Annotated in this window: 18 protein-coding genes and 1 pseudogene; 3 read left to right on the top strand and 16 right to left on the bottom strand. The window is 27.2% G+C overall.

What is annotated here, in order from left to right; translation table 11 throughout:
• Positions 1-933: 933 nt before the first annotated feature.
• From M2214_RS09930 to M2214_RS09960, 7 genes are all read right to left on the bottom strand, one after another.
• Positions 934-3,000: a UvrD-helicase domain-containing protein gene (locus tag M2214_RS09930; RefSeq protein WP_248476974.1), complete on the bottom strand. Its 2,067-nt coding sequence runs from the start codon at positions 2,998-3,000 to the stop codon at positions 934-936.
• 1 nt (position 3,001) lies between these two features.
• Positions 3,002-5,035 carry an AAA family ATPase gene (locus M2214_RS09935; RefSeq protein ID WP_248476976.1) on the bottom strand — a complete coding sequence of 678 codons (2,034 nt, stop codon included), beginning with the start codon at positions 5,033-5,035 and terminating at the stop codon, positions 3,002-3,004.
• A 391-nt stretch (positions 5,036-5,426) separates the two neighbouring features.
• Positions 5,427-7,151 (bottom strand): hypothetical protein, encoded by a 1,725-nt coding sequence (locus M2214_RS09940; RefSeq protein WP_248476978.1) that lies wholly within the window; start codon positions 7,149-7,151, stop codon positions 5,427-5,429.
• A 492-nt stretch (positions 7,152-7,643) separates the two neighbouring features.
• Positions 7,644-8,099, bottom strand: coding sequence for a hypothetical protein (locus tag M2214_RS09945; protein ID WP_248476980.1), 456 nt, complete (start codon positions 8,097-8,099; stop codon positions 7,644-7,646).
• A 298-nt stretch (positions 8,100-8,397) separates the two neighbouring features.
• Positions 8,398-9,459 (bottom strand): HNH endonuclease, encoded by a 1,062-nt coding sequence (locus M2214_RS09950; RefSeq protein WP_248476982.1) that lies wholly within the window; start codon positions 9,457-9,459, stop codon positions 8,398-8,400.
• A 159-nt stretch (positions 9,460-9,618) separates the two neighbouring features.
• The gene (locus M2214_RS09955; protein ID WP_248476984.1) at positions 9,619-11,073 is read right to left on the bottom strand and encodes a hypothetical protein; all 1,455 of its coding nucleotides are present in this window, start codon (positions 11,071-11,073) and stop codon (positions 9,619-9,621) included.
• Positions 11,057-11,365 carry a hypothetical protein gene (locus tag M2214_RS09960; RefSeq protein ID WP_248476986.1) on the bottom strand — a complete coding sequence of 103 codons (309 nt, stop codon included), beginning with the start codon at positions 11,363-11,365 and terminating at the stop codon, positions 11,057-11,059. Before M2214_RS09960 ends, M2214_RS09955 begins: the two co-directional genes overlap by 17 nt.
• A 497-nt stretch (positions 11,366-11,862) precedes the next feature.
• On the opposite strand from M2214_RS09960, the gene M2214_RS09965 reads away from it, so the two are divergent.
• Both M2214_RS09965 and M2214_RS09970 read left to right on the top strand, forming a co-directional pair.
• Positions 11,863-12,153, top strand: coding sequence for a hypothetical protein (locus tag M2214_RS09965; RefSeq protein WP_248476988.1), 291 nt, complete (start codon positions 11,863-11,865; stop codon positions 12,151-12,153).
• A gap of 35 nt (positions 12,154-12,188) precedes the next feature.
• Positions 12,189-12,854 carry a Shedu anti-phage system protein SduA domain-containing protein gene (locus M2214_RS09970; protein ID WP_248476990.1) on the top strand — a complete coding sequence of 222 codons (666 nt, stop codon included), beginning with the start codon at positions 12,189-12,191 and terminating at the stop codon, positions 12,852-12,854.
• A gap of 399 nt (positions 12,855-13,253) precedes the next feature.
• Here the strand turns inward: M2214_RS09970 and M2214_RS18175 are convergent, their stop codons facing one another.
• The 6 genes from M2214_RS18175 to M2214_RS09995 all read right to left on the bottom strand — a co-directional run bounded on the left by M2214_RS18175 (position 13,254) and on the right by M2214_RS09995 (position 21,772).
• Complete coding sequence (locus M2214_RS18175; RefSeq protein WP_256466669.1) at positions 13,254-13,376, bottom strand: hypothetical protein; 123 nt, start codon at positions 13,374-13,376, stop codon at positions 13,254-13,256.
• A 107-nt stretch (positions 13,377-13,483) separates the two neighbouring features.
• The gene (locus tag M2214_RS09975; protein WP_248476992.1) at positions 13,484-17,905 is read right to left on the bottom strand and encodes a coiled-coil domain-containing protein; all 4,422 of its coding nucleotides are present in this window, start codon (positions 17,903-17,905) and stop codon (positions 13,484-13,486) included.
• The gene (locus tag M2214_RS09980) at positions 17,892-18,656 is read right to left on the bottom strand and encodes a DUF6063 family protein (protein WP_248476994.1); all 765 of its coding nucleotides are present in this window, start codon (positions 18,654-18,656) and stop codon (positions 17,892-17,894) included. Before M2214_RS09980 ends, M2214_RS09975 begins: the two co-directional genes overlap by 14 nt.
• The gene (locus M2214_RS09985; protein WP_248476996.1) at positions 18,646-20,226 is read right to left on the bottom strand and encodes a hypothetical protein; all 1,581 of its coding nucleotides are present in this window, start codon (positions 20,224-20,226) and stop codon (positions 18,646-18,648) included. Before M2214_RS09985 ends, M2214_RS09980 begins: the two co-directional genes overlap by 11 nt.
• Positions 20,201-21,274, bottom strand: a complete 1,074-nt coding sequence (locus M2214_RS09990; RefSeq protein ID WP_248476998.1) for a Wadjet anti-phage system protein JetD domain-containing protein — start codon at positions 21,272-21,274, stop codon at positions 20,201-20,203. Before M2214_RS09990 ends, M2214_RS09985 begins: the two co-directional genes overlap by 26 nt.
• Positions 21,275-21,445: 171 nt before the next feature.
• On the bottom strand, positions 21,446-21,772 hold the full coding sequence (locus tag M2214_RS09995; RefSeq protein WP_248477000.1) for a hypothetical protein: 327 nt from the start codon (positions 21,770-21,772) through the stop codon (positions 21,446-21,448).
• A 698-nt stretch (positions 21,773-22,470) separates the two neighbouring features.
• On the opposite strand from M2214_RS09995, the gene M2214_RS10000 reads away from it, so the two are divergent.
• Positions 22,471-23,163, top strand: a complete 693-nt coding sequence (locus M2214_RS10000) for a hypothetical protein (RefSeq protein ID WP_248477002.1) — start codon at positions 22,471-22,473, stop codon at positions 23,161-23,163.
• Positions 23,164-23,551: 388 nt separating this feature from the next.
• Here the strand turns inward: M2214_RS10000 and M2214_RS10005 are convergent, their stop codons facing one another.
• The 3 genes and pseudogenes from M2214_RS10005 to M2214_RS10015 all read right to left on the bottom strand — a co-directional run bounded on the left by M2214_RS10005 (position 23,552) and on the right by M2214_RS10015 (position 25,703).
• On the bottom strand, positions 23,552-23,938 hold the full coding sequence (locus tag M2214_RS10005) for a hypothetical protein (protein WP_248477004.1): 387 nt from the start codon (positions 23,936-23,938) through the stop codon (positions 23,552-23,554).
• Positions 23,939-24,486: 548 nt separating this feature from the next.
• Positions 24,487-24,735 (bottom strand): annotated as a pseudogene (locus M2214_RS18440) (LUD domain-containing protein); the annotation flags it as partial.
• 131 nt (positions 24,736-24,866) lie between these two features.
• The gene (locus M2214_RS10015) at positions 24,867-25,703 is read right to left on the bottom strand and encodes an EFR1 family ferrodoxin (RefSeq protein ID WP_248477006.1); all 837 of its coding nucleotides are present in this window, start codon (positions 25,701-25,703) and stop codon (positions 24,867-24,869) included.
• Between the last annotated feature and the right edge of the window lie 72 nt (positions 25,704-25,775).

The following is a 25,775-nucleotide window of genomic DNA, read 5'->3' on the forward strand; positions in this document are numbered from 1 at the left end:
TTTACTTATACCGTCAAGTAGTAAAATATAAATTTGTCCAATGTCAATATTTTATTCATTTTGTTGTGATTTTAAGTATTCTTCATAACAATATAGTATAAATAATTTCATGTGATATACTATATACTAGATTGCCTTTTATATTACATAAATTCAGAAATTATTTTTTCAATTCACTAAATACACCTGCAAATTGAAGAAAAAGTGCTACAATAATATGTATTCCTCAATATCTAAGTATTATTTACCTAATTTATTTTTTATTATATCTAAAGCTACATCTAAAGCATCCATTCCTCCCTAATCTTTAATATATTAATAGAATATATAATTATGCTTCTTGTCTAGATCCAAAAAAACCTTGCTTAACTATATAATTTGTTAAATCATTTCATCTTTATAGCATATATATTCTATTTTTCGCTTCTCTCTGTTATATAAAAAGGTAAAAAAATCGTGTAAGATATAAATATTATTATAAAAACTATAATCCATTATCTCATACAACAATTTATATTTTTGCTATTTTTTCAATATAATTTGACATTTATCAAACTTATAAGCACTTGGTGAGATTAAAATTTTTATGTATCCATATATATTAATATATGCTAGACAAAACTATAGTATAATAATCAATCTAATCAATCGAACTTTAGCATTATATAAATGTAATGTCATTTTTAAGTCGTATCCTGTAGCTATAATGAAACCGATCGACCCAATACCCACATAAAAAAAGTAACCTAATTTTAAATCAGATTACCTTTTTCTTTGCTTCATAAAATATAGTTAATTGGAAGTTAAGGATTAGTTATGGTACGGTTCACCGTACTGTATGCAATGGCAATTTTTTAGAATTAACTTTTGATTTAGTATATATTCTTTCTGTAGCTTTTTTAATATAATCACTATACAAGGGTATAAGTATAATTATAAAGATGCAGTACTCAGTTGATTAACACTACCAAATATCTTTTCAATAGTATCTTGATAGTCACTGATATCATCTAAAAAAAGTATTCTGAGGTTCTTAATTGCTCTTGAACATGATACATAGAGCAAGTTTCTCACATTTTCATACTTCTTTTTGTCTTCTCCAGTAAGGTTCTCCCGTTGTCCATACTGTTCAAAGAACTTTCCAAAATAATTTGGATATCTTCCAAATCTCTTTTCCATTAAAATTAATACATTATCGAATTCAAGACCTTTTGTTCCATGATAAGTGTAATAATTAATTTCACTATCCTGTTTATTTCGTAGCAGATTATGCCAATTCTTAAGTTCTTCCATTGGTACACTAAGCAATTCACTTATCAATAATTGCATTTGTTCCAGTTCTTCATCTGTCTTTCGCTTAGACCAACTATTTTTAACAACATCAAGGAGCGATTCCTTAGATACAATCTCATCTGGAAACAGACTAGAAATAACTTCTTTATATTGCTCTAATTCAAAATCATCATAAATTCTTATCAATTCATCTAAATATTCGCCAAATCTCTCAACATCAATACTACGCATAATCGTGAGTACTTCTCGAAGTTGAGAAATATTCATCTTTCTTAATACTTTTCTGGGAAACACATCACAAATAGGTGACTGTTGATTATTAACACTGACAAAATAGTCAACAAACTCAAAAATAGCTCTTTGTGCATACCCTAACTTCGACAAATCACTACTTAGTAATTCAGTGTTAAGCTGTTCATATCCTTTACCAATAGAATAACGTGGCATTCTACTAACAATATTATAAAAGCTTGATAAACCAGTTTGCTCTGCGACCAATTTGTTAGTTAGCACCAGACAATGCAATTTATTGTCATCATCAATAGACCAATCCTTCTTACACTCATCTAACATCCCATCAATTTGATCTTTAGAACCTTGATAAAACTCTACACTTCCACAGTTACTATCTTCATATATTGAAGTCTGATTAATTCCATCTGATCTAATTTGATTTATTACATCAATAACTTCAGATGATGATCTTCGATTAAACTCTTTTACAATTTGCGTGATCCCAGAATGAGTTTCCAACAATAAGTTTCCAACACCATTCTCATAAATATTCTGCGCTGAATCTCCATAGTAACCAATAAAAAGTTGATGCTCAATCTCTTGAGCTGTTTGAGAAAGACATTTCATTATACTTACTATCAAAGGATTCGTATCCTGATATTCATCGATAAAGATATATGGATATTTATCAATAACAAGACGTCTTAAAATGTGGTATCGCTCAAACATCTTGTTACCATATTCAAGTAATGTATCATGACTTATTTGCATCTTTTCTAATCTATCATTATTGACTCTTGCTGTATATTGCACTTTTTTATAGTTTGAATTACCTGCCTCAATTTTTATTAAAGCTTTTTTATATCCCTCTATCTTATAAATTGTTGATACTAATTTTCTAAATGTAGCTACATTATGTAGTAGTGCATTAAACCTACTCATTTGAGAACCAAACTCTCTTCTATAATCGGTACTTCTTATCTCATAGCATCTATAAAATTCCAATTTCAACTGATTCATTAGATTTATGAAATCCTCTTTATCCACATCTTCTAATTCATTGAACTTCTGAAATTTATCTGAATTAATTTCATCTTGCATTTTAACTATTTCTTCGCGGAGTTTACTTGTGTGAATTTTAACTAATTCATCTTGATATCTTTCGATCAAATTCCATATTCTTTCATGTATAGTAGAAATCAAAACTAGATCAGAGTGTCCTAAACGCTCTTTCAATTCCTCTGTGGCTACATTTGTATAGGTAATGCAAATAATCTGCTGTCCATGTTGGCTCAATCGCTTACCATGCCTTTTAATCACGTGCCTTAGACTCTCTGTCAATGCATAAGTTTTTCCCGCTCCAGCACCCGAATCAAAAACCATACATTCATTGTTATCGATTTTGAAATTTATCTGTTCTTGAATTTCCTTTTCTCTCTGAAAATTTTCACTAGTAATTACTTCTAAGGACATATTATTCACCTCCACCCAATTCAGTTTTTAGCCAAGATAGCCCGTCGGTAATGTATTGTGGCAATGATGGAATATGTTCTAGTGTTTCCTCCTGAAGGTATCTATATAACAGACTATTAGCGAAATCGCTTTTGCTATTAGATAGCTTTCTTTGAAGTTTATATGACTGTTCTTTCAACCCGCCTTCTTCATTTACTATTTTTAAATATGTATTTCTCTTCACTTCCTTTAGTACTTCTTTAAGGATATCATTATCATGATTTGCCAAAATAAACGCTTCTTCAAAACTTGTTGGATACACACCATTATCTAGTTGTTGATAAACAATCTTCATATTTTCAATCGGTACATTCAAGTTGATAGTTTCAATACATTCTCCATGTTCATTATATTTAATTAGAGTCTGATTAGTCGTAACTCTACTATTTAACGACGTCATTTTTAAATAAGCTTCTCTCTCAGGTTTCTCACGCTTAATGTCTAAATCTGTTACTATTAACGTTGGCACTTTCAATGCTTGTATTAAGTTGTGATAAACAAGACCGTGAGCACCGTTGATATTAAAAACTGTGATATAATGCTTATTCAACGTCTCATCATTATCTAAATGATAGTTTAATAATACTTCTTCTGTAATTCCTTCAACAAAGATAACTGCATCAGAGAAAAAAAGTTCAGAAACTCTATATTTTATATGCTTCTTAAGGAACTCAAAATCTTTCTTATTTTTATCTTTATTCTCTTCTCCTGGTTCATTTGGAGCAACTAATCCGTCTTTCAGACATACAACTTCTGACTCATTTTCATTAAAAGTTATATAATTTATGTAGTCGAATGAATCACCACTGTGTATTTTACTATTTAGTATATGTGATGAATGTGTTGTAATTATCAGCTGGCTATTAACATTTTTATTCCTTCCTTCAAGTAAAGTAATAATAGCTTCATTTATACTCTTAATAAAATTCTCTTGCATCTGAGGATGCATAAAAGTTTCAGGTTCTTCTATAGATATCAAATTTATCTTACTATTAAAAGAATCTTCTGGGTACTTCTCCATATACTCTATAAGATCTGCAATTATCATCATAAGATTTGTATATCCCAAACCAAATTGGTTTTCAGGTATATAAAGACCATTCTCAACATACTCATATTTTACGAGCTTATTAAGCATATCATCAAATGAAACATCAGAACTAAGATGAAAACCAATATGCCCTGATGACTCAATTTTTCCTACAGATTCATTAATACTATCTGTATGCTCTGATTGTAATTGTTCAGTAACGGATTCATTAAAAGATTCAAGTATACCCTCAACACCGCTTTGCTGTTCAAGTCTAGAAGCTCGATACTTCACAATCTTATTGAAAGCATTTGAAAGACAATACTCACTAGTAACATTATTAGCTTTTATAGAACGTAGTTCAATTAACTGCTTCAACTGAAAGTTCTTTACTGGTTCATCACCTGCATTGAAATATCGGATTTTAAACGGCGTAGCTTTTACTAACTTAACATACTTTCCGTATGCATTCTGGTCAGCTCCAATAACTTCATCTATCCTACTAACAAATTCTTCAATATTTTCTGGCTCATATACCACTCGAATAATCAACTCAGAATTTTGAGCATTTGCAATTGTCATGAAAGGACCTAGATTGCTAATAAGATCTGAACTATTATCTTCTAAGCCAATAATAATATCAATTTTAATTTTAGGTACGGCAGGAACTATATTCTCTGTTCCAATTGAAGAGATATATTCATTAAATATCCTCTTCAAATAGCTCATATTTATGTTGGTGAAACTAAATCCGGTACCTTTATCAAGTAATGATTCCATTGCCTTGATGACTGTAGTCTTCCCAGTATTATTCTTTCCAAGAATCAATGTAGTAGTTTTTGCAACATTTAATCCTTCTACTCCATCTTGGCATTCCTTAAATGCTCGTGAGTCAACAAAGCCAATGACATTGTTACTATTGCCGAATTTTCTGAAATTTTCTAGTCGAATACTCTTCAAATACATAACTACACTCCCCTAATTTTATTTTAATTATAACTATGCTTTTTATGTGATGAACTAATTCGCCGTTACTTGCTATACAATTCACCGTATCGACATAACTGCGGTTTTTTATTATATATAATAGTTACTAACTATCTCTATTATTTTTTTAATTGTTACCCGTCCCTATAATTCTTTATTACTTTAAACGTTTACTGGACTATTAGTTGTTAATCTGGACTTACGTAAATATTTTGGACGCAAAAAGTTTAACAATCTAAGAAGTTATTTTAGATTATTTCCAAGAATACTCCTAGGCATTGTTACTCAAACTAATCACAGTTTATAAAGAGCTCTCTTTTATAAACTGTGATTAGTTATATGGCAGTTTTCTTTATTACACTGTTAATTGTTAACCGTCTCCCTCTATTTTAAAATATCCATAATTTATAAGTTCTTCTGCAAGAGTAAGATAAATATATATCAAGCTATTTTGTGTTGCTTTATTGAGAATAGAATATATTTCATTTATAGTTATACCTTCAATTCTCCTATCAAGCTCATACTCTTCAATATTTTCAAAATAATTAAGCAGAAAACCAGTAATATGTTTTGTCTTTTCAACTTCTCCATTTTCTAATAACTCTAAATACTTTTCTATACCTTCGCAGCATAATGAAGCAAGATTTGACTGAAAAAATCTATTAACATCAATACTATCAATCTCTGTAAATTCATAGTATATTCCATCCATATATCCAATATCAAATAATCTCTTTTTTTCTTTTGTAATTCCCAAACTATGCGTTTTATTATACCAATCTTTACTAACCATGTATTTTATATAACGGTAGCTTCCATCATTTAGACTTTCTTTAAAGTATGCCGTTTCACTTCCATATCGGAAATAATCAAATAAATTTTCAAATGTTAAAAAGTCGTTACAGGATAAACATAATAATTTCAAAAAATTTACTGGTTGTTTATAACCGGGAAGAAAGTCATCATTCTCAGTGAATGTAATTACATTATTAATATAATTGTTTCTAATTATGTTTCCGAATTCTCCCCATGATTCGCATCCAACAATTTCTCTTTCTATCATGTGTCTATCATACATAAAATCTTCTAACTCAATAAATCCTTCTCGCCTAACGTTGAAATACTGACTTAAATAGTTTATGAAATCTTCAGTGTAAAAACCATCTCCCATATGTACAATTCTATTTTCTCTAAACACTTTTTCTATATGACTCCCTAAATCTGTCTGACTTTTTTCACCAACCCATCCAAAAATACTGAATGGATTTAAGTAAAATATTGAAATAAAATAATTAGCTAAATAGAAATCATCTTCTCTAATTCCATCTGCTTCTCTATATTTCCAAGCAATTGTCATCCCTTGGCTTCCACTTACCACAGCTCTGTTGTATATTAAATCACTTGCAATCATCTGAAATTTCTTCATATCTTTATCTGTATAAGTTGCTGCTTTTGAAGGATATAAGCAAAATGTGTATCCAGAAAATAACTTCTTGTTTATTGTTTCATAATTGATTTGTGTCCATACATTACAATCAACAACCGTGAACATATTTGCACCATCATCTACAGGTGTCAAGCACAGTATTGGTATATTCTGCATAAGAGCTCCAGCAACAGAATGCAATAATAGCGGTCTAAAATCATTGGAGATAATAATCAACGGTATATTATAGTTGGAAATTCCCGGAAGATAGTTTTTTATCTCTAATTGATATCCAAGAATTTCGGTTACTGCCTGTCTTTCTGCTGAAACCGATACTTTCAGTTCCACTATTATATATGAGTGACTGTCTAAATCAAAAAGCACGAAATCTGGATTCAACGAATTACACTTGTCCAAGGATATGTTGTCATGTCCACTGTCTAGAATAACCGTTAATTCATTTCTCAAAATATTAATTATCATTTCCACAGTCTCCAAATACTTGTGCTTTAAAATTTCATTTATTGAAAAAACCTTTATGTCCTTTTTCGCTTTTAATTCTGATAGATCCTTCCTAGCTTTTTCTATGCTTTCTTCACTAATTAAATTATACAATTGTTCTGTCTTTAGCTTCTCAGCCAACTTTTTTTGAAAATATTTTTCATTCATGTTAATCTCGCTTCCTTTAAAATAATCTACCAATTTCTTTTGTATTTGCCTAAAATTGATGTTGACAATGATTTGTTATAATCCAAGATCAGAAGTGGTTGATTTATTTCAATTAATGATTTCTAATCTGTCTTTTCATCAGTTAAAAAAATCGTCGTTATTTATGGTACGGTTCACCGCATCATATTATAAATCTTAATAAATTTGTTCAATATTTGACTACTTTGCTCTCTACATTTAACTCCGCATTACTAAATACTATTTAATATTCTGTATACCTTATAAAAACTCAATATTTAAGTTATATCATAAAGTTAATAAAATATAATAATTTACCATAGGTATATTTTACCACAAAATAAATCTATTTTTTGTCTTTTATGTAGAATTTTGTATATATATACAAAAAAAACAGTAGATTTAATAATCTACTGTTTTTTATAAAAGATATTTATGTTTTCATATTTTATCTACGATAGGTAGTATGTACTTTTATTTTTCATCCTTTTTTTCTGTATCATACCTCGGCTTAATAGTTGCAACAATTGTATCAATATCTCTAACTATTCTATCAACATCATTTGTAATTTTGTTCACATTTGATAGTATGTACTTCATATCCTTCAACATACTTTTAGTATCATTCTCTGTTAAGGATAACAGTGCATTATCACAGGATATTTCAACAGCGTCTTCGTAGTAATCAGTAAGCATACTTATCTGAGATGTTTTTTTCCATATATTCTTATCTTTATCCCATTCTAATCCTAAGTGTTTTTTTATATACTCCTCTAAATCTTTTATTTTTGATCTTTTATTTTCTAGTCCAATAATTTTAAGTTCTTTTAATATATCATTCAATGACATATTCTTTTCAACTAGGTTCTTTACAGTTTTATAGTAAATCTTTTGTAAAGCATATGATACCGCTACATTATTAGTTCCCAATCAATAAACCCTCCTAAGAAAAATTTACTATTTTAAATTATATTTATACGTACTATTATCTATTCATAGTTTATAAACTGTACCAAAAAGGTAGGTAAGGAGTCTATCACGGTATATATTTGAACGCACCTTAATACTTATTTTGAGTAAAGATGTCTACCTTAAAATTAAAGAAAGTAAAATTTTTAATCTATACTACTATTGTATAAAATCTTATTAATCTATATTCAAGTGCAGATAATAAAATATAGACAATATTCTATGAACTTTCTCTACATACTATTACTAAGTCAATATTTTACTTTGGAAATGGGCTTGCACAAATCCTAACATCTTTAGCTGATTCTACTATATACCCTTCATGTATATCTCCAAATTGTACTAAATTATTTTCATCATATTTAATTATTCTCTTATTTTTATCTACTAACAGATTAAGTGCTGCATCTAACTGAGAATCATATATGTCTTCAAACTCAAATCCAAAACTATGTAGTAGATAAAACAAGCATTTTGCGTATTCCTTAACATTATACTCATCAAATGAATTAAAAAATGATGGCATTAATATAATTTCATTAGGCATCATAATACTATTACTGCTATTCTTTAGCAACAATCTATGATAGAATACATCTGTTATAAGTTGTCTAAACTGAACGGGATGTAACTTCATTTCATAAAAAGGTTCAAAATATTTTTTTAAACGTTCTTCAATAACTTTGTTGTCACCTATACAACATATTATTCCGACATTGTCAGATTGTATGACTATTTGCGAATGAAGGATGTCATCAACATAGAAAAAGTCCAAACTTGCATCTTTTCTAATATCTTTATGGATATCAAATATAAATAGTGAAGAATATCTTTCATCTATTTCAACAGACATTCTTATGGACTGCATACAATCAAACATAAACCTATATTTTGATAACATCTCTGGAGTTAATATATTTCCTTTCTCTTTAGAACCCCTATCTATTTGTAAAGACAAATCCTTATACATTAAACAATAAAATATTTTCATAATCCATTTATAAATAATTCTACTGTCTAAATTTCTAACTTCTTCTAAACCTAAATTAAAAGCATTCTTAATCTGATTTTCTATTTCTGACAAATATTCATTATTACATTTCTTACAACATGGAACAACTAGCTGTCGATATTGAATCTTACTATTATTAGGAAGTGTCAAGAATTGGTTCCATAGATTATGTTTGCGTTGTAACCATTTTGGGAAAACATGCTCTGATGTACCATTATTTTCATCTAATGGTAGCCCACATAAAAAACAATGTTTATTATCAAAAGTCATTGTACTATACCAAGTTTTTACTTTTTCATCTATATTCATATATACCCCCATATTAATTCAATATTTTATAGAATTTTTAATTATTTCACTATATGTCATATATAATTAAAAAAACTTTTACTTATTATACAGTTCACCCTACTTAATCTAACTTCGTATTTTACTTCTTAACTAAGTAAAATATTATTGAGTTTCCTATTATAATTCACCATTCATTATTAGTAAGCTTGCCAAAACTTTTTCTTCAATAACTTCAATTGGCCATCCTAGAGAATCTTTTATTTTCTTAATGTAATTCATAAGGTTTTCTGAGCATTTTTTTGCAGTTACAAATACCACAACACAGTTTTTAAATTCAATAAATGGCCTTACAATTTGATATGAAACATCAACAGGGACCGTTTTGTTTGTTATTTCAACACCTGATTTAAAAGGCATGCACAAATAATATTTCTTACCTCGATACATAATAGGTACTTCCATGTCGGAAATCTCAAATGCACCATGAGGTTTGCATGATTCTCTTTGTAATATTCTTTCACTTACACCATTGATAGTTTTTGAAAACTTAACACGTAATTCATCGTCTTTCATTTTTTTCAAATTATCTATATGATATTTTTCTACACTTTCAATATCAATTTTATTTAAATTAAAAACTTGGTTTATAAAATCTTCTGTATCAATTCTGGTTATTTTTTCATATAGCCCAAGGTCAAAATATGACACCTCTTCATCCCTTAATTTAAAATAATTTGACAATACCCTTAAAAACAATATTTTATCAAGAATATGCATTTCCTCAGCTTTTTCAGCAAAGTCATTAGATTTTAATTCAAAATATTGTTTAAACTTATCAATATCAATATTGTATAAGCTTGTAAGTATTCTTAGTGATCCCCTTGCCCTCTCATTCATTATTTCATCAATATCAATAGATAAATCATAGTGTTCATTATTCATGTCTGAATAATTCCATAACTGATTTTCAAGGAAATATTTTAACTGACAATTTGATTTGATAATTTCCTTCACTCTTTCTTTAGATATATATTTATCTAATTCATTACTCAATAAACTCATTAAAGGAATAATTCTATCTCTATATTTACTCTTCCCTGCTTTATAATAAAGTGAAAGGGTTTGCATCATATTGCCAATACAATACATTGACGGAATAAAATAATCCTCTAAGTTATTATTAATAACATATGAAAACGCCCAAGTACAATTTTTCATTCTTGAAAAGAAATAATCATCAGTAGATGAACCTAGGTCACTTTCACCTTTCATTATTGACCTAACACTAAGTAACATTGTCATAACATCTAAATTTATCTTATGAAACTGATTCTGGATTTTTTCAATATCACCACTTTTGACTTTTTGATATGCATAATAAAAGCTAGAATAATAAAAAAGTGACTCTTCACTATAAACTTTATTAAAAATTTTTGACAAATCTCTTTTCAGGATTACATTCTCGTGAGGCTCAATAAATTTATTCTCAAGTAAACTCTCAATCGATAAGTATGCTTCTGCTAATCTACTTCTAATAAACATATTTAAATTTTCATCATCAGCATACTTATTTACATATTCATGAACTGAGTTCGCAAGATGTTGAAATAAATATTTATACTCTTCTTTCATATAGCAACTCCCCCTTGATTAGAATATTAACACTAAATTGATTTGGCTTTTTTTGTAGTTTTTCAAATTCCTCACTAGTCAAACAAATCAAATCAAGTTTTCTTTTTGCCTTTACATATTTTTTTGTAACACTTAGCCTTTTAGGCATAAACATACTCTCAAAATCATTTGAAACTATTAGTAAATCTAAATCACTTAACTCTGATGATATAGTCCCATAACGAATTATTTTCTCAATTTGTAGATGAACTATTAGTTCAGAATAATCTAAATCAGAATTTTCACCTATCATAAATCCTCCCAGTTAGCTTTATTAATGTATTTCAATGCCTATGATAAAAACTTAACTCCCCTAGTATATGGTTCACCATACCCTAACTTTCCATTATTAGACATAATAAGTATCTACAATGCTATATCTATAGGATTAATTGCTATTTTAAAAACCAAAATCTCATACTAAAAAATAATTGACAGATCAGTATATAGTATAAGATTTTCTAATTGGATCTTTTTGTATTTTCTTTTCATATTATATCATATTTTGGTAATATAAGTTAAATTCACAAAATACAATTACATAGTTTACAAATACATCATGTAAAAAAATAAAAAACATAAAGTTCCCTATAAATGGTACAAATGTCTTAATTTAAATATATCAAACGTACAATCGTGTCATATAATTGATATTTTACTTGAAAATTTTTTTCTAGAATATGGTATAATATCATATAAAATAAATTGATTTTTTGAGGAGAAGTGTTTAAATTGAGCCATATATTAACTATGCAAGATTTTGCTATTATGTCTATAAAAAAGATTATGGAACTATATTTGGATCCCATGTATAAAAAGATAAAAAATAATCCAAATATACTATCTTCATTTTCTGGTTTTTTACTTAATCCAGAGAAAATAATCTTTTATGTAGGTAAAACTCATTTAGCAATAGAATACGTTGGACCAGAAAAAATAACTAGTATAGAACCAGATTCTCAATTTGAAATTAAAATATTTGACTATTCTCAATCTGATGAAAATTTTTTAGATAAAATAATTAGATTTAAAATGGTTTAAAAACTAGACACATTAAATGGATTGACTTTATTCCATTGAAATATGACGATAGTGGAAGAGAAAATGATATTTTTAAAATTAATTTGTCTTTTTATGAAAAGCTAGTAGATCTTGACCTAAAATATATATATACCCTACCAATTGAATATAAATATAAAAAGCTTGTTCAAATAAATAGATTTATAGAATTAATTGGGAATAAAGAAACTAGAGAAATTGATATTACAAAATTTTTATCAAGAAATGAAAATAAGTTTATCTTAACAATGGGATTTTTGTCAAAAGAAATTTATCCAGAATTAGCATGCAAATGGCAGAGTGAAGATATAAAAGATATCAGACCAGATTTTTTTGTATTAAAACCAAATAATTATGCAGATATTGTTGAATTCAAATTACCTGACCTTAAAAGTAAATCAATAGTTGGAAAGCATAATAGAGAAGTATTTTCTGCTGAATTACAATCCTATATAGGTCAAACGAGAAAATATAAAACATATTTTGAAGATCCTAATAATAGAAAGTGGTTTGAAGAAAAGTATGGTTTTAAAGTATTAAAACCTAAAAGAATACTTGTAGTTGGAAGACGATGGAATTTTTCTGATGATGTCTGGAAAGAAATACAAGCTGACTATTCAGATTTTGAAATAATAACCTATGATGATTTAGTCGATGGAGTAACAGCTCAATTTTATATGTAACTTTTTATATGAACTATCTTTATATGCTTTACGTAGCTATCCAGTCAGTAGGTAAACCAAATACCACCAACCATTTTTAATAGTATATATATGAAAGCATAGTTAAAGCCTAGAGGATTTTCTCTAGACTTTATATATTTAAAGTGCTTTTTGGCTTGCATTCTTTATGTTTGGACTTTTAGTATTTTTATATAAATATTCTATATTTGATTTTTCTTCTATTATATCTTTGAAGCTTTTTCCTTTATATTTTCCAAATTGAATAATTATATCTGGTACAATATCTATTATATCCTTATTTTTCTGTATGTTTTCTTTTTCTAATATATTTTTATTATTTTTTGAAAGTCTGATACTCTTATATCTTTTATTGAGTTATACCCCCTTGGTTATATTAGTTTATGTAGCTTTTGATGTGTGTGATTTGAGCTCAATATAAAATACATTACTAGATAAAGCCATAAATGCTTGAACATTAAACCTTTCGTATAATTTTATAAACCATCTACATACTTCTGCCAAATCACTATAATAAATTCTAATTTCAACTTCATCTATTAACACTACTAGCTCTTTGGCTTAAATTGCTGCTGACTTTATAAGTAATATATTTAACTTTCTGTTTTTTATTACTCAATATTTAAATGATCTAGTAAATTCATCTGCACAATCTCTTTTGCTTCTGTTTTTTCATTTCTTATTATATTAATATACTGACCTTTAGAGTTGATTTTTTGTTCTATTAATATATGTTTGTCAAATAATATTTGAGCTGAACTTGGAACATTATGAGCCACACATAATAGTTGCGCATTACTCTTATCAAGAAATCTTCTTACTGGTTCCCACAATTCAAGAGATGAAGCAGATGCAAATGGATTATCTAAAAATATAAATATATGAGATTTTGTTCTTTCTCTTATTTGTGTTACATTATTGTAGTATTTAATCATGGTAATTGCAAACATAACATAAGTAACATATCCTTGTCCAGAAGAAGCTGATAACCTTCCCCAATTATAGTATTTAGGCTTTCCTTCTTCTATTTTAAGAATTTTTATCTGTAATTTATCAAAATCTATACCAAAGTGAAGAAGATTCTTTATACTAAGTTTATTCTTAATATCTTTTTTAGTTAGATCTTCACTTTGAACACGATTTGCCAAATCATAAATATATGATTTGATTCTATTTATTGCAATGTCCTGTTCAACTCTACATCCATCTTTTTCAGTTAAATTAATAATAAAAGATGGTTTTGTATATTCTCCATATTTAAACTTTGAATAATCTGGTATTTTAGCAACTTCATTTAATATTGTTTCTAACATTCTATATACTTGCATAGCAATTTCTTTATCAAGTTTTCCAATATTTTGTATTGATACTTCAATATTTTCAATTGTTGTATCTACATTCTTAATAGCTTGTTCTAAAAGATTAACTAAAGAATTAATCTCATCTATTGAATTCTTTTTAAGCAAACTATGTTTTAACTTTTGTTTAACTTGTACGTTTATATTAAGTTTTTGAATATTCGATTCTAGCTGTTTTATTCTAGTGTTAATTTTGTTCATACTTCGCTCGTATTCATTTTTCAATTTTTCATATTTATTATTCATCTCATTATAAATAATTTTATCAACTGCACAAATAGAATCTGCCCAACTGAGCTGTCTTGCATGACAAAATCCTTCATACTTGTTGAATTCCGACTTTAAAACTTCTAGCTTTTCTTTCTTTTCTTTTTCTTTGGATATTAATTTCTTCATCTCTGATTCAATTCTACAAGTATTTTCTTTAGCTTCTTTTTTGATTGATTTAAGTTCTTCTTTATTTAATTCATCAAATTTTTCATAGTAAACAGTTTTATTTTGTTCTTTATCCTTAAGTTGTTTTGAAATCATTTTTAAATCTGAATCAACATCATTTCTTTTTTCTTGTAGATTAGATTTAATATCTTCTAAATTCTTTAATTTAATTTCCATTGAAATAAATTCTTCATTTTTAATTTTTCCAATATAATTTTCACCATAAAGGATTTCAAATCCAAATTCTTTAACCTTAAAGTTTTGTTTTATCTCATCCATATTTTCTTCAAGCTCTTTTTGCTTATTACATAAATCACCATAATTTTGACTTTCTATATCATACTCTTCTCTTGCTTCTTTAAACCTATTAAACATTTCTTCAATATTGAAGCTTTCCAATGTAGCATATTCTGCATTTGTAAATTTATCAACTTTTTGAGCATATATATTTTTTTCATTGATATTATCATCTAGTCTTTTAATTATGTTCAATATATTTTCAATTTCTGATTCAACCAAAGAAATATTTGATTTGTTTGAAGTTAATTCTTTTTCATATTTAACTTTTATGTTTTTTTTCACACTTAATTCAACATAGATTTCATCAATTTTTTTTGTTATTTCTATTTTTTTAATTAATATTTCTTTTTTTATTTTTGCTTTATCTAAGGCGTCTTCTAATACTTCTTTTTTATCAATTTGATTTTGATTTTTAAATTTTAAATCTGTAATGCAATTTTCTTCAATAGTTATTTTATTTTTAATCGATACTATTTCCTCATTTAATTCGTTAATATTTTTTTCAAGTAATACAATATCATTTTTTGGATATCTGGCAATATGTTGTGTTAAAATATTGATTTGATTCTCAAGAATATCCTCTTCTTCTGAAATTACTTGCATTAAACTTTCTATTTTTCTTATTTTTCTAGTTCTATCTTCAATTGCTACTTTCGAGTCTAGTAACGCCTTATAGTATTGTTTATTAGGGGTTAATAAATATATATTATCAAAAGTTAATTCATCTAAATTATTAACCAATGATCTAGACATTAAAACCAAGTTTTCTTTAGCAATAGATAAATTCACTTGTTTTTTACCATTACGAACTAATTCATAGTCTTCATCAGATACTACTAAAATCTCAGGAAATCCTGGAAAAACACTTAATATATTTTCCACTTTTTCTTCTGTGTAGTTTTTTAATAATTCTGATCCAAATTCAGCATACTTCCAGTCTCCTTTTAAATAATTTAAAGCATCGTATTTTGATCTACTTCTTAAAAATCCATAATCTTCGAGTATATCTATTTCATCTTGTAAAATATGTTTATCATTATCCAATATTGATTTTTTTTCAGTATTATTCTTTAATTCTTGTTTCTTTTCTTTAATTACATCTTTAAAATCAGATTCATCTATCCCTACATTAGATTTTACATTTTCTAAAGAGTCTAGATACTTATTCCAATATTCATTTTTTTCTTCAAGTTTTTCTTTCGTATTTTTAAAATTTTGGCTTAGTTTTGCTACTTCGATGTTTTTGCTTTCTATTTCATTTTTTATAGAATTTATATCCTTTTCAGTTTTATCTATCTTATATAATGTTTCATCTATAAATTTATCAACTGCTTCGTATTCATCCGCATCAATTAATACTCCACTATAACAAGGATAATTTCTCAATTCTTGAATCAGTTTATTATTTTCATTACTTATCATATTAACTTCATCATCATAATTAATTATTTCACTTTCAGTGTTCTTAATCTGTGTTTTTAACTCTCCTCCTAATTCAATAAGTTTATCTTTATACTCATTTTTATCTTTTAGATCACTTTTTGATTTTTTCTTTTCATTTTTAAGCTCATCTAACGAATCTTTACAGAGTTTTAAAACTGTATTAGCATATTCCGAAACTGATTTTAGCTCATCATAATAAACATTTGTTAATTTTTCTAGTCTCTCATCAATTTTTATTTTATTTGATTCATATCTTTTATAGTCTATTATCTGATTAGTAGCTTCCAATCTTCGATATTGTGTTTTTATGTATTCTATTTCATCTATATTATCTTGTAATACCTTTTGCGCGTATTCAAGTTTTTCTTTAAATTCTAAATACTTTAATCTTATTTCTCTTATTTCAATATTCTCAATTTCTTCCTTTAATTTGTCTAATAAATTATTTAACTCAATCTTTTTTGATTGTATACCTCTTATTGATTCTTCTTTATTATCTATTAAAACTTTATACATAGCAGTCTGCTTAGGATACTCTCTTAAATGATTATCAAAAGATATTAGCGCTCCTTTATTAGAATTAATATACTCTATCAAATCAATTGTACTGTTTTTTAGTTTTTCATATTCTGACTTATCTGAATGGAAAGTATTAAGTTTGTTCAAGCTTTGTGATTTTTCATATAATGATTCTGCCAACTGATGTGATTTGTTTATTTTCTCCACTTCCATAATGAAATTTCTTGAATCTAAAGCTTTTTCCGTATTAGGAATAATAAATGAACTCAAAAGTTCTCTAGGTGTTTTGCAATTTTCTTCGAAAAACTGTTTAATATAGTTTTCATCTTTATTTATTTCTTTTAATAATTCAAAAACTTCACTATTTATACCATATTTCTTAAGTTCATTATAGTATGGTGTCTTTCTATTTTCAAAAACTGTAATAATGTACTTACGATTATGATTATCAGATCTCATTTTATTTTGAAGATACTTTTTTAAATCATCGTAACCACTTGCCTGAAATTTTCCAGACACTGTTTTTGATAAAGGTAATGTATCAATTGATAGATTATCCACCGCTAAGTTATCTCCAAAAATAATATAATTCATATACTTTAAACTACCTAACTCTTCATACGCTTCCTCATTGTCATCAATCCTAGGTTTTAGCATAGCTGTAAATCCAAGATATATATTTCTAAACTGCATTCCCTCTACGGAAAAATGTGATATACAGTGAATCGCCGATCCCTTTTGCACATTATTAAATAGATTTATTATAGGGTTTTTATCAGAGAAATATGAGTTTGGAAGTATGGTTTGAAAAAGCATTTGGGCAGCAAGTGTCTTTCCCCCTCCATTTTTCATATCTATTAAAGTATTTTTACCATTTATTTTGAACCATTCATCTGTATATATAATATTATTATTATTTGCATGTATATTTACAAGTCTCATACCTTCAAGCGTTGACATTACATCACCTACTTTCATTAAGTTGAATCAAGTTTCCTTTTTCTCTTAAACCCTCTATATAATCATATATTTCATTTTGAATATATTCATTATTAAAAACATTGTGAATTGTAGCTTTAAACCTATCTGTAACATATATATTTTTATCACTATTAAAATCCACACTCTTTATTAGGTTCTGATTCTCAAGAAATCTCAATGTTGTATTTACAACTTGTATTTTTGACCTTTTACCATGTTCAAGTCTATTATCAATATCTGTTTTGTTCATCCTTATTCTTGGAAGCTCGGTCCATTTTTTCACCACAACTTCAAAATTATATGACTGTTCATAACTAACCTCTTCAAGATTAGCTTTATTTCTTAAAACATCAATCTTATTATCAATAATCTCTATTAGTTTATTTACCTTTAAAAAAGGAATTGCTGCAACTTCATTTGCTTCTGGAAAAAACTCTGTTACAATTGTTGCAATAATAAACAAACCGGTATACATATCTTCATTGTTAAAACCATTCCAAAGAGCCTTTTTCAACTCATCATTTGAATAACTAAATGTTCTGACTCCGGGTATAGGCGATACATAAAATCCCCCATATTTTTGGCTTAAATATAGACCTATATTTTGACATAGCTTTTCCAAGTCATTCAATATATCAATGTTATTTATAATTTCTTCATATAGTCTCGGTTCTTCTTTTCTATCAAGTTTTCCATTCTCAATTAAAACTTTTAGGCCTTTTCCTACAATATCTATCTTATCTATCAAACTTAACACCCCCAGTTTCAATTAGTTTTATTTTTAAATTTCCTATACTTCTTTCATTATTATCATCTAAGTAGACTATAGCTTTTGAATTTGTTGAAATTTTAAGTTCTGCATTATATTTCATTTGTAATTTATCAAACCAAAAATACGTCAATAATTCTTTAACTTGAAATATTTGAATAGGTTTGTCAACAATACGCTTATCGTATTCTAACTTTATTGTTTGAATATTTTCTTCATCTACATCGTTTAATTTACTCTGATCCGGCAAATAGCTTAAGCTTAAAAAGAAACTTAAAAAATCAATTGATTTTATAGCTAAGCTTTCTTTGGATTCTCTTACATAATCTATAAAATCTTTAATATCTTCTATACTATCTTTCTCTTCTTTTAAATACATGATCATAAGTGAAAATAGCTTAAAATAATTATTTTTCATTCTCTGTGTATATACTGTTGTATTATCAACTATATTTTTCGACTTTATATCTACCTCCTTCGGCTTGACATTTTGAACCGTTTTAATAATCTTTTGTGGAGCAAAAGAACCTTCTATACCCAATCCCTTATTTACTTTTGGCATAAAAAGTGGTTGAAGAGAATACAAAAATTCGTCCATATGCGTATCTAATCTTGTTAATTTATTAAAATGCTCTTTAAGGTTAAACAAATTCATAAATACATTAATCATAGAGTTTTTATCTATCTCTAACATTTCATTTGGCATCTTTGCTATTTCTCTAGTATAGTATGATTGAAGATTTGAGCTCTTATTTAGCTCAATATCTATAGCTTTAAGAACCTCAATGTCTTCTGGTGTTAACTTTATATTGTTTTTTTCTAAAAATACTGTGTCTTTATATAAATTAAGTTTATCTCTTGCATCATTATAATGGCTTGTTTCTTCACTTCTAATTTCGAAAAAATCTCCCCAGTATTTTTTATAAATTTTACTAGCATCTTCATGTCCAAATCTATTCATTGCTAAAACTTCATTCTTTATATCTAATTGTCTCAAGGTCTCTAAACTAATATTTTTTATTGTGTTTAATGCAGCTTTATACTTTCCTTTCTCTATCTGTAGTTTGAATAAGTAAAGAGCCACAGTAAGCTTTGCTTCTTGAGGAATCTCCTTTGATGATATTAAAAACTCTAACCCCTTATCTGTAACCCTAAATCCTTCGCCTTTTATATCATAGTCAATATATGAAATCTTAGAGGACCTATTTTTTTTAGTCTCTGAATCATAATATTTAAATAATATAGGTTCTCCACTTGCTTTAGCTCCTTGAAGTTTAGATAATAACGATTCTACAAGTTCATCCAAGCTTATAGTTTCATTATTGTCAATTCCTTTTAAATATTCATTTACAAATGATTTTAAATCAAACACCTTCATAGCATATGAGTTAAGACGACCTTCCTCTACCATATATACTAATAATGAAATTATTAAGTGTCCCAAATTAAATTGATAATCACTAGACTGCACAATATAAAAATATAATGAATAAACACTTATAATATCTTGTCTATTACTTGAATCAGTATAATCTATTTTGTAATCCATTTAACAACACCTTCATCTTTTCAAAATTTAATGCTTCTTGAGGAATATACCTATCTTCTTCTATTATTTTTATAATTTTATTTTGTTCTTCTTCTGATAGTTTTTCAATCAAAGTAGATAATTCAAGCTTGTCTAGCTTTCTTTTATTCTTTAATAGTCTTGATTCATAATTTAGAAGTTCTTGATATAAAATCTTAGATAAGTGAATATTATAATCAGGATACTTTTGTAAAAGTGATCTGAAAATATCAAAACCCTCCTGATCAATATCACCGTAGTATAAAAATTTTATATCTGAATTTAAATTATAAACATCTAAAAATTTAAATTTTTTTAATATAGCCCTTCCTTCACCGTATATTACTCCTTTAATATTTGTTTGAGTTTTATATAGAATGCGAAACAAAGAATAGCATGTATCTTTATTTTCAACAATCAAAACTGTATTTCCATATTTATTCAAATGATAATAAAAAGGAGCAATTACATTACAATAATTTAAATCCTCGATTGTAAGATTAAGATTTTTAAGTATATTTAAACCATTTACATAAGATTTTTGAGGTTGAGAAAGTGCCTTTTCATCTTTGAAAATAATGTAACTAATTTCGTTTAACGTTAAATTTTGTTTATTTTCATCTAAAAAATCAACTATATTCTTAATGTATTCTTTTTCTAGATTATATTTATCAGTATTTTTTAAATAATAAGATGAATCAATACCTATATCCTTTCTATATAGAAAATCATCTTTAATCTCCACATTACTCATAAGTTTCCATTTATTTATTTTTATATTTCTATGAATAAAATCTAGCTGAATCTCACCTCTTTTGCTTTTTTTCAATTCTAAAATGCTGCTATTTTCTAGTTCATTTAGCTTATCTATAAATAATTTTCTTTCTGTAGATGACCAGTTAATTATAGGTCTATTATCTATGTGATAGGCCAAATCATATAGATCGATTGTCTTTTTGTTATATTTTTTTAAAAATTCAACTATACATTTCACCTCATTAACCTCACTTTCAACTTTCTCATTAAACATATCTAATCAACATAATAATATAAATACTTTTTCTTATATATTAATTATAGTCTAAATATATACAATTTTCATATTTTTCGTGCAAAGTGTTAGAAATACTATATATTTGTACAAAAAAAACAGTAGCTTTTAATAGATACTGCTTTTTAAACTTTTCATTTTTTACTAAATTTAAATATCACTTATGCTCTTTAAAAAGGAATCTAATTCGCCTTCTGTTTCAAATTTGAAAGAATATCCATAATGTATTGGCTTTTCTCCATTATTCTTTCTTTTAGGAAATTGTGTTAATGCTGTACTATGATATTTATTATTGCTTTTACTTTTCAATTCAGCATTTACTTCTACAATATCTGGATTAAGAACAATGCTTATTTCTTTATTAGGAATTAAATACACCACATTTTGACCTTTAATATTTTCATATTCTATAGCCTTGCTTGTTTCCTTTTTTAGTTCAAAATTGTTTTTAATAAAAATACTATGTAAATTTTCCATTCAAGACTTCCCCTTTCTCCCTGTGATTACCCATTTTAACATTTTATCATAAATTTGTATTTTATGTATATTTATGGTGCATAAAAGATATCTAAATTCAATCTAAAATTGACACTTATTAAAATGTTAACTACTGATTTTTAACAGTCTTCCAAAAACTTAGATTGTGATATTACTATATCCGTTAATAAACTTCTTTTGTCTGAGCAGAGCGAGTTTAAGAAGTTTTAGGATATTGGATAAGACACAATCTTTAGTTTTATAAAAATATTATTATAGTAGCGGCATTTTAATAAGTGTCATTTAAGGCTTAACCACTATACAATTTTCTAATTATTTTTACCAATAAATACGACCGTCTCCATATGAGGCGTATACAGAAACATATCTACCTTCCCCTATAATAGTTCTAATTTTATACCATTTGAGACTAGTATCTTATATAGCAGCCTCTAACTTATTTATGTGGGTATTAAGTCAGTCGGTAAACCAACTGACCCAATACCCCCACATAAAAAAAACTATTATTAGTTGCTCTTCATATAATTTACTGTTGTATGGCCTTATGTTCTCAGCCAGTTATTCAAAGATTGAATTCAGAAGAGAACAACATTGAAATATTCAATTAGACAAGACTCTGTTTTTATAAGTATAATTATAAGTAACTTAGATTTAGGACTGGAAGGGAGTAAATATTAATGTGTGATATTGCTATTTCAACATCTGCATTCTGTTTGTGGGATATTGGACCTGAACGCAAACTGAACATTTGCAGGGAGTTAGGATTTAATCGTATTGTTATTGCGTTTAGTACATTGAAAATGCTTCGCCAGTTTGCTTCATCACCTAAGCTATGTGAAAAATTGACACAGTTTAATCATGTGATGATTCATGCGCCTTGGTGTGGAATCAATTACAAAAATAATAAAGCAACGAAAGATGTATTTGCTCATCTAGAGATGATTGTTCAAAAAGTGAAAATTGATGCGGTCATTTTTCACTTTGATTGTATTAAGGATTGGTCGCAATTTAGAGATTGCTCGTTTCCTTATTATATAAAAAATCCTAATCATGCATCGTGGCAGACTTTTGATGAGGCATTGCATCAACATGGTTTTAATAGTGTATTAGATATCAATCGATCGATCCGTTTTGAAGACTATATTGATAAATACTTGGATCATCATGGAGAACAGATAAAAGCCATCCATGTGAGTGGCTTTATTGATGAACTGGGGCGCACCCCCATTGTTGAGAGTGGGCAAATGGAACTACTGAATAAAGTGAAACAAGTCAATGCCCCTATTATTATTGAGGGGCTATTTTCGCCAGGCGATTTTCAAGGTATACGAGAAGAAATTAAAGTCATTCAAGAAAGTGTGTATGGGTAACGCTTGTTTTTTCTAGGAAACAGGCAATTTTGACACAACTTAAAGGTCTTATAAATAATCGTACTTACCCCCGTTACGGTGAACCATATCATAAATAATATGAACAGAGATTTTTGAAAAAAAAGAAATTAAATAAGGATGTTAATTTATTCTCTTTTTATTTATGATAATTTGTCAAGTTAAGTACAAGACTTTACTATTATCCTAAAGAAAAGACCTCAGAAGGTGTTTTATATCCTAAACATTTCCGAGGTCTATTATTTATTAAATCTACATAATAATTCAAATCAGTTTCACTTTATATGATGATATGCTCCTATTTTCTTATTTTTTCTACTTTTTAATGTTTGACTATAGCCATGGCATAGCGCAAATAGTTTTAAATATCTTACAAAACATAATCCCTTTTATTAAAATATTTTCTTTTTAATAGAGTATATATTAATACTATAATTGACCATATGATATTACCATAAAAAGGTTGTTGGTTATATTGTTGATACAAAGTAATACTTACTGTTAAGAAATATATAGTATAGATTAGCATAAGCCAGTAGCCCCATTTCTCAAGTTTCAAATATCCATAAGCCATTATTAAAGAAATCATAGACACTAGTACTCTCATTATATTCTCTGGGAAATTAGGAACTCCAAATCTAACTGCAATTCCAAATTGATCTTTTGCATTTGTAAATAATGTTATTGCTATTACAACTGCTCCAAAAATATAGAAATACCCAATTAATGTTATCCCTAAAGGTCTTTTTTCAACCATTCTCTACCACCTCTATTTAATATTGTAAAATTTTATTATTACATCATAACTAAAGAACATTGAGTTAATTGCAACTAAATGTTGTCACCATTATATGTATTTACTTAACAAAATCTTTATATTCATAAATATAAAAAACTACACAACCACAATTGGGGCATACTGCTGCTTTAGGCTTAGCCTATGCACTATTAAAAAAACCTTTACCTTTCTTTTTAATCTTAATTCCATATAAACCACCTTAAACATTAACACTGCAGCCCTCTATCATTTCAGTTTGGCATTGATTACATATTTTTTTCATTTTATAATCCTCCATTTTCACATGAATTATTTTCACTTTACTTACTATTTCTAAATTAATAATAACTAGATTTTAATATTATATGGAATTTTTTTCAACCTCAAAATAATCTCGCCATACCTTTAACAGGTTTGATTTCAAAGTGTACAACTCATCAATCTATTATGAAAAAAACATTAGTTACTTGTTTTGTAATTCACCATGATTAACTAAATGCATTACTTTTTTATTATTTATTATTAACCTAATAACCTAACTGCTCCCCAACAATAATTGCCTTTATTCTTCCTTTAACAAATTGTCCTCTAATTATCACAAAATCATTACAAATTCGATTTGTACTTTTACAATCCACACAATACCCTAGTTGAACACATGGAGTATCTTTATTCAATCTTTTAGCATCTATCGGTGCTGCATAACTCCTTACCCTCCTTTCTGTTTCTTCTATATCTCTAACAATTTTATTTATTCCTGTTACTAAAATAACTTGATTAGGTCCATATTTTTCTTATTGAAAGTTAAAGCCCTTGAGACAAGTACTTTTGACTACTCTATTTATTGACAAAGAAAATAATATAGTAACGAATTTTCTCACTGTTACAATACTTCAGTTAATTTATTTTATTCACTTTTTATAAATTGTAGTGGATTGAAATCTCCTAATGGTCCTTTCCACCTATACTTATCGACAGTTCTTTTTCCTATTTGAATTGCTTCTTTTGGACATTGATGTAAACATCTCATGCAAAGATAGCAATTTTCCCCAAATACTACCCCTTCTTTATTCACTTTTATATTCTTTGCTGGGCATATTTTTTCACATTTTAAGCATCTAATACAATGCTCATTTGCCCAAAACTCCTTTTTCACTTTTTCTTCAATAATGCGGAATAGTGATCCTAATAGTTTACTCGCAAGGTGAGTTGTAATAACAGATTTTTCATTTACGATTAATTTTTCTATATTCTGCTTTTCAAAATCTTCTATTAGTCCTTTACTTATTTCTATTATTTTATCTATTTCTTTAATCTCATTAAAATCCTTATGTGTTAATTTATGCACTGCTTTAGAGCCTTTTTTTAAAAATGCTAACCCATCTGATCCAGGCATACTGACATCAGTATTTACTAGTCCTATGTATCCTCTTTCATGAAATTTTTTTAACACATTTTGCATAGCTACTCCAGTAAAAAAAGCCTTAGTACAAAATATGAAAGCTGTTTTTGTAGTTGTAACTGGTATATCTTTTAGGAAATCCTTAATAAATTTTGGCGCGTCACCTGCATATACTGGAAAACCAAAAAAAAGAGTATCATAATATGATATAGATTCTTTTTTAAATGATTCTATGGGAGCAACGGTTATTTTATTTTTGTTACATTTTAAATGTTGTTTTATATAACGGGCAACAAATTCTGTGTTTCCTGTACCACTAAAATGCAGTATTAATATATTCATACAACCTCTCCACTCTTAATATTTTTATCTTAACTAAGTGTTCTTACCTTACTAGGTGTCCTCAATTTTCTT

Source organism: Tepidibacter aestuarii (genome assembly GCF_934924865.1).
Taxonomy (GTDB): domain Bacteria; phylum Bacillota; class Clostridia; order Peptostreptococcales; family Peptostreptococcaceae; genus Tepidibacter_A; species Tepidibacter_A aestuarii.

Bases quoted from the DNA above. Each gene is read 5' to 3' on its own strand.
- M2214_RS09930 (WP_248476974.1), bottom strand. From the start codon at position 3,000: ATGTCCTTAGAAGTAATTACTAGTGAAAATTTTCAGAGAGAAAAGGAA.
- M2214_RS09935 (WP_248476976.1), bottom strand. From the start codon at position 5,035: ATGTATTTGAAGAGTATTCGACTAGAAAATTTCAGAAAATTCGGCAAT.
- M2214_RS09940 (WP_248476978.1), bottom strand. From the start codon at position 7,151: ATGAATGAAAAATATTTTCAAAAAAAGTTGGCTGAGAAGCTAAAGACA.
- M2214_RS09950 (WP_248476982.1), bottom strand. From the start codon at position 9,459: ATGAATATAGATGAAAAAGTAAAAACTTGGTATAGTACAATGACTTTT.
- M2214_RS09955 (WP_248476984.1), bottom strand. From the start codon at position 11,073: ATGAAAGAAGAGTATAAATATTTATTTCAACATCTTGCGAACTCAGTT.
- M2214_RS09960 (WP_248476986.1), bottom strand. From the start codon at position 11,365: ATGATAGGTGAAAATTCTGATTTAGATTATTCTGAACTAATAGTTCAT.
- M2214_RS09965 (WP_248476988.1), top strand. From the start codon at position 11,863: ATGCAAGATTTTGCTATTATGTCTATAAAAAAGATTATGGAACTATAT.
- M2214_RS09975 (WP_248476992.1), bottom strand. From the start codon at position 17,905: ATGAAAGTAGGTGATGTAATGTCAACGCTTGAAGGTATGAGACTTGTA.
- M2214_RS09985 (WP_248476996.1), bottom strand. From the start codon at position 20,226: ATGGATTACAAAATAGATTATACTGATTCAAGTAATAGACAAGATATT.
- M2214_RS09990 (WP_248476998.1), bottom strand. From the start codon at position 21,274: ATGTTTAATGAGAAAGTTGAAAGTGAGGTTAATGAGGTGAAATGTATA.
- M2214_RS09995 (WP_248477000.1), bottom strand. From the start codon at position 21,772: ATGGAAAATTTACATAGTATTTTTATTAAAAACAATTTTGAACTAAAA.
- M2214_RS10000 (WP_248477002.1), top strand. From the start codon at position 22,471: ATGTGTGATATTGCTATTTCAACATCTGCATTCTGTTTGTGGGATATT.
- M2214_RS10005 (WP_248477004.1), bottom strand. From the start codon at position 23,938: ATGGTTGAAAAAAGACCTTTAGGGATAACATTAATTGGGTATTTCTAT.
- M2214_RS10015 (WP_248477006.1), bottom strand. From the start codon at position 25,703: ATGAATATATTAATACTGCATTTTAGTGGTACAGGAAACACAGAATTT.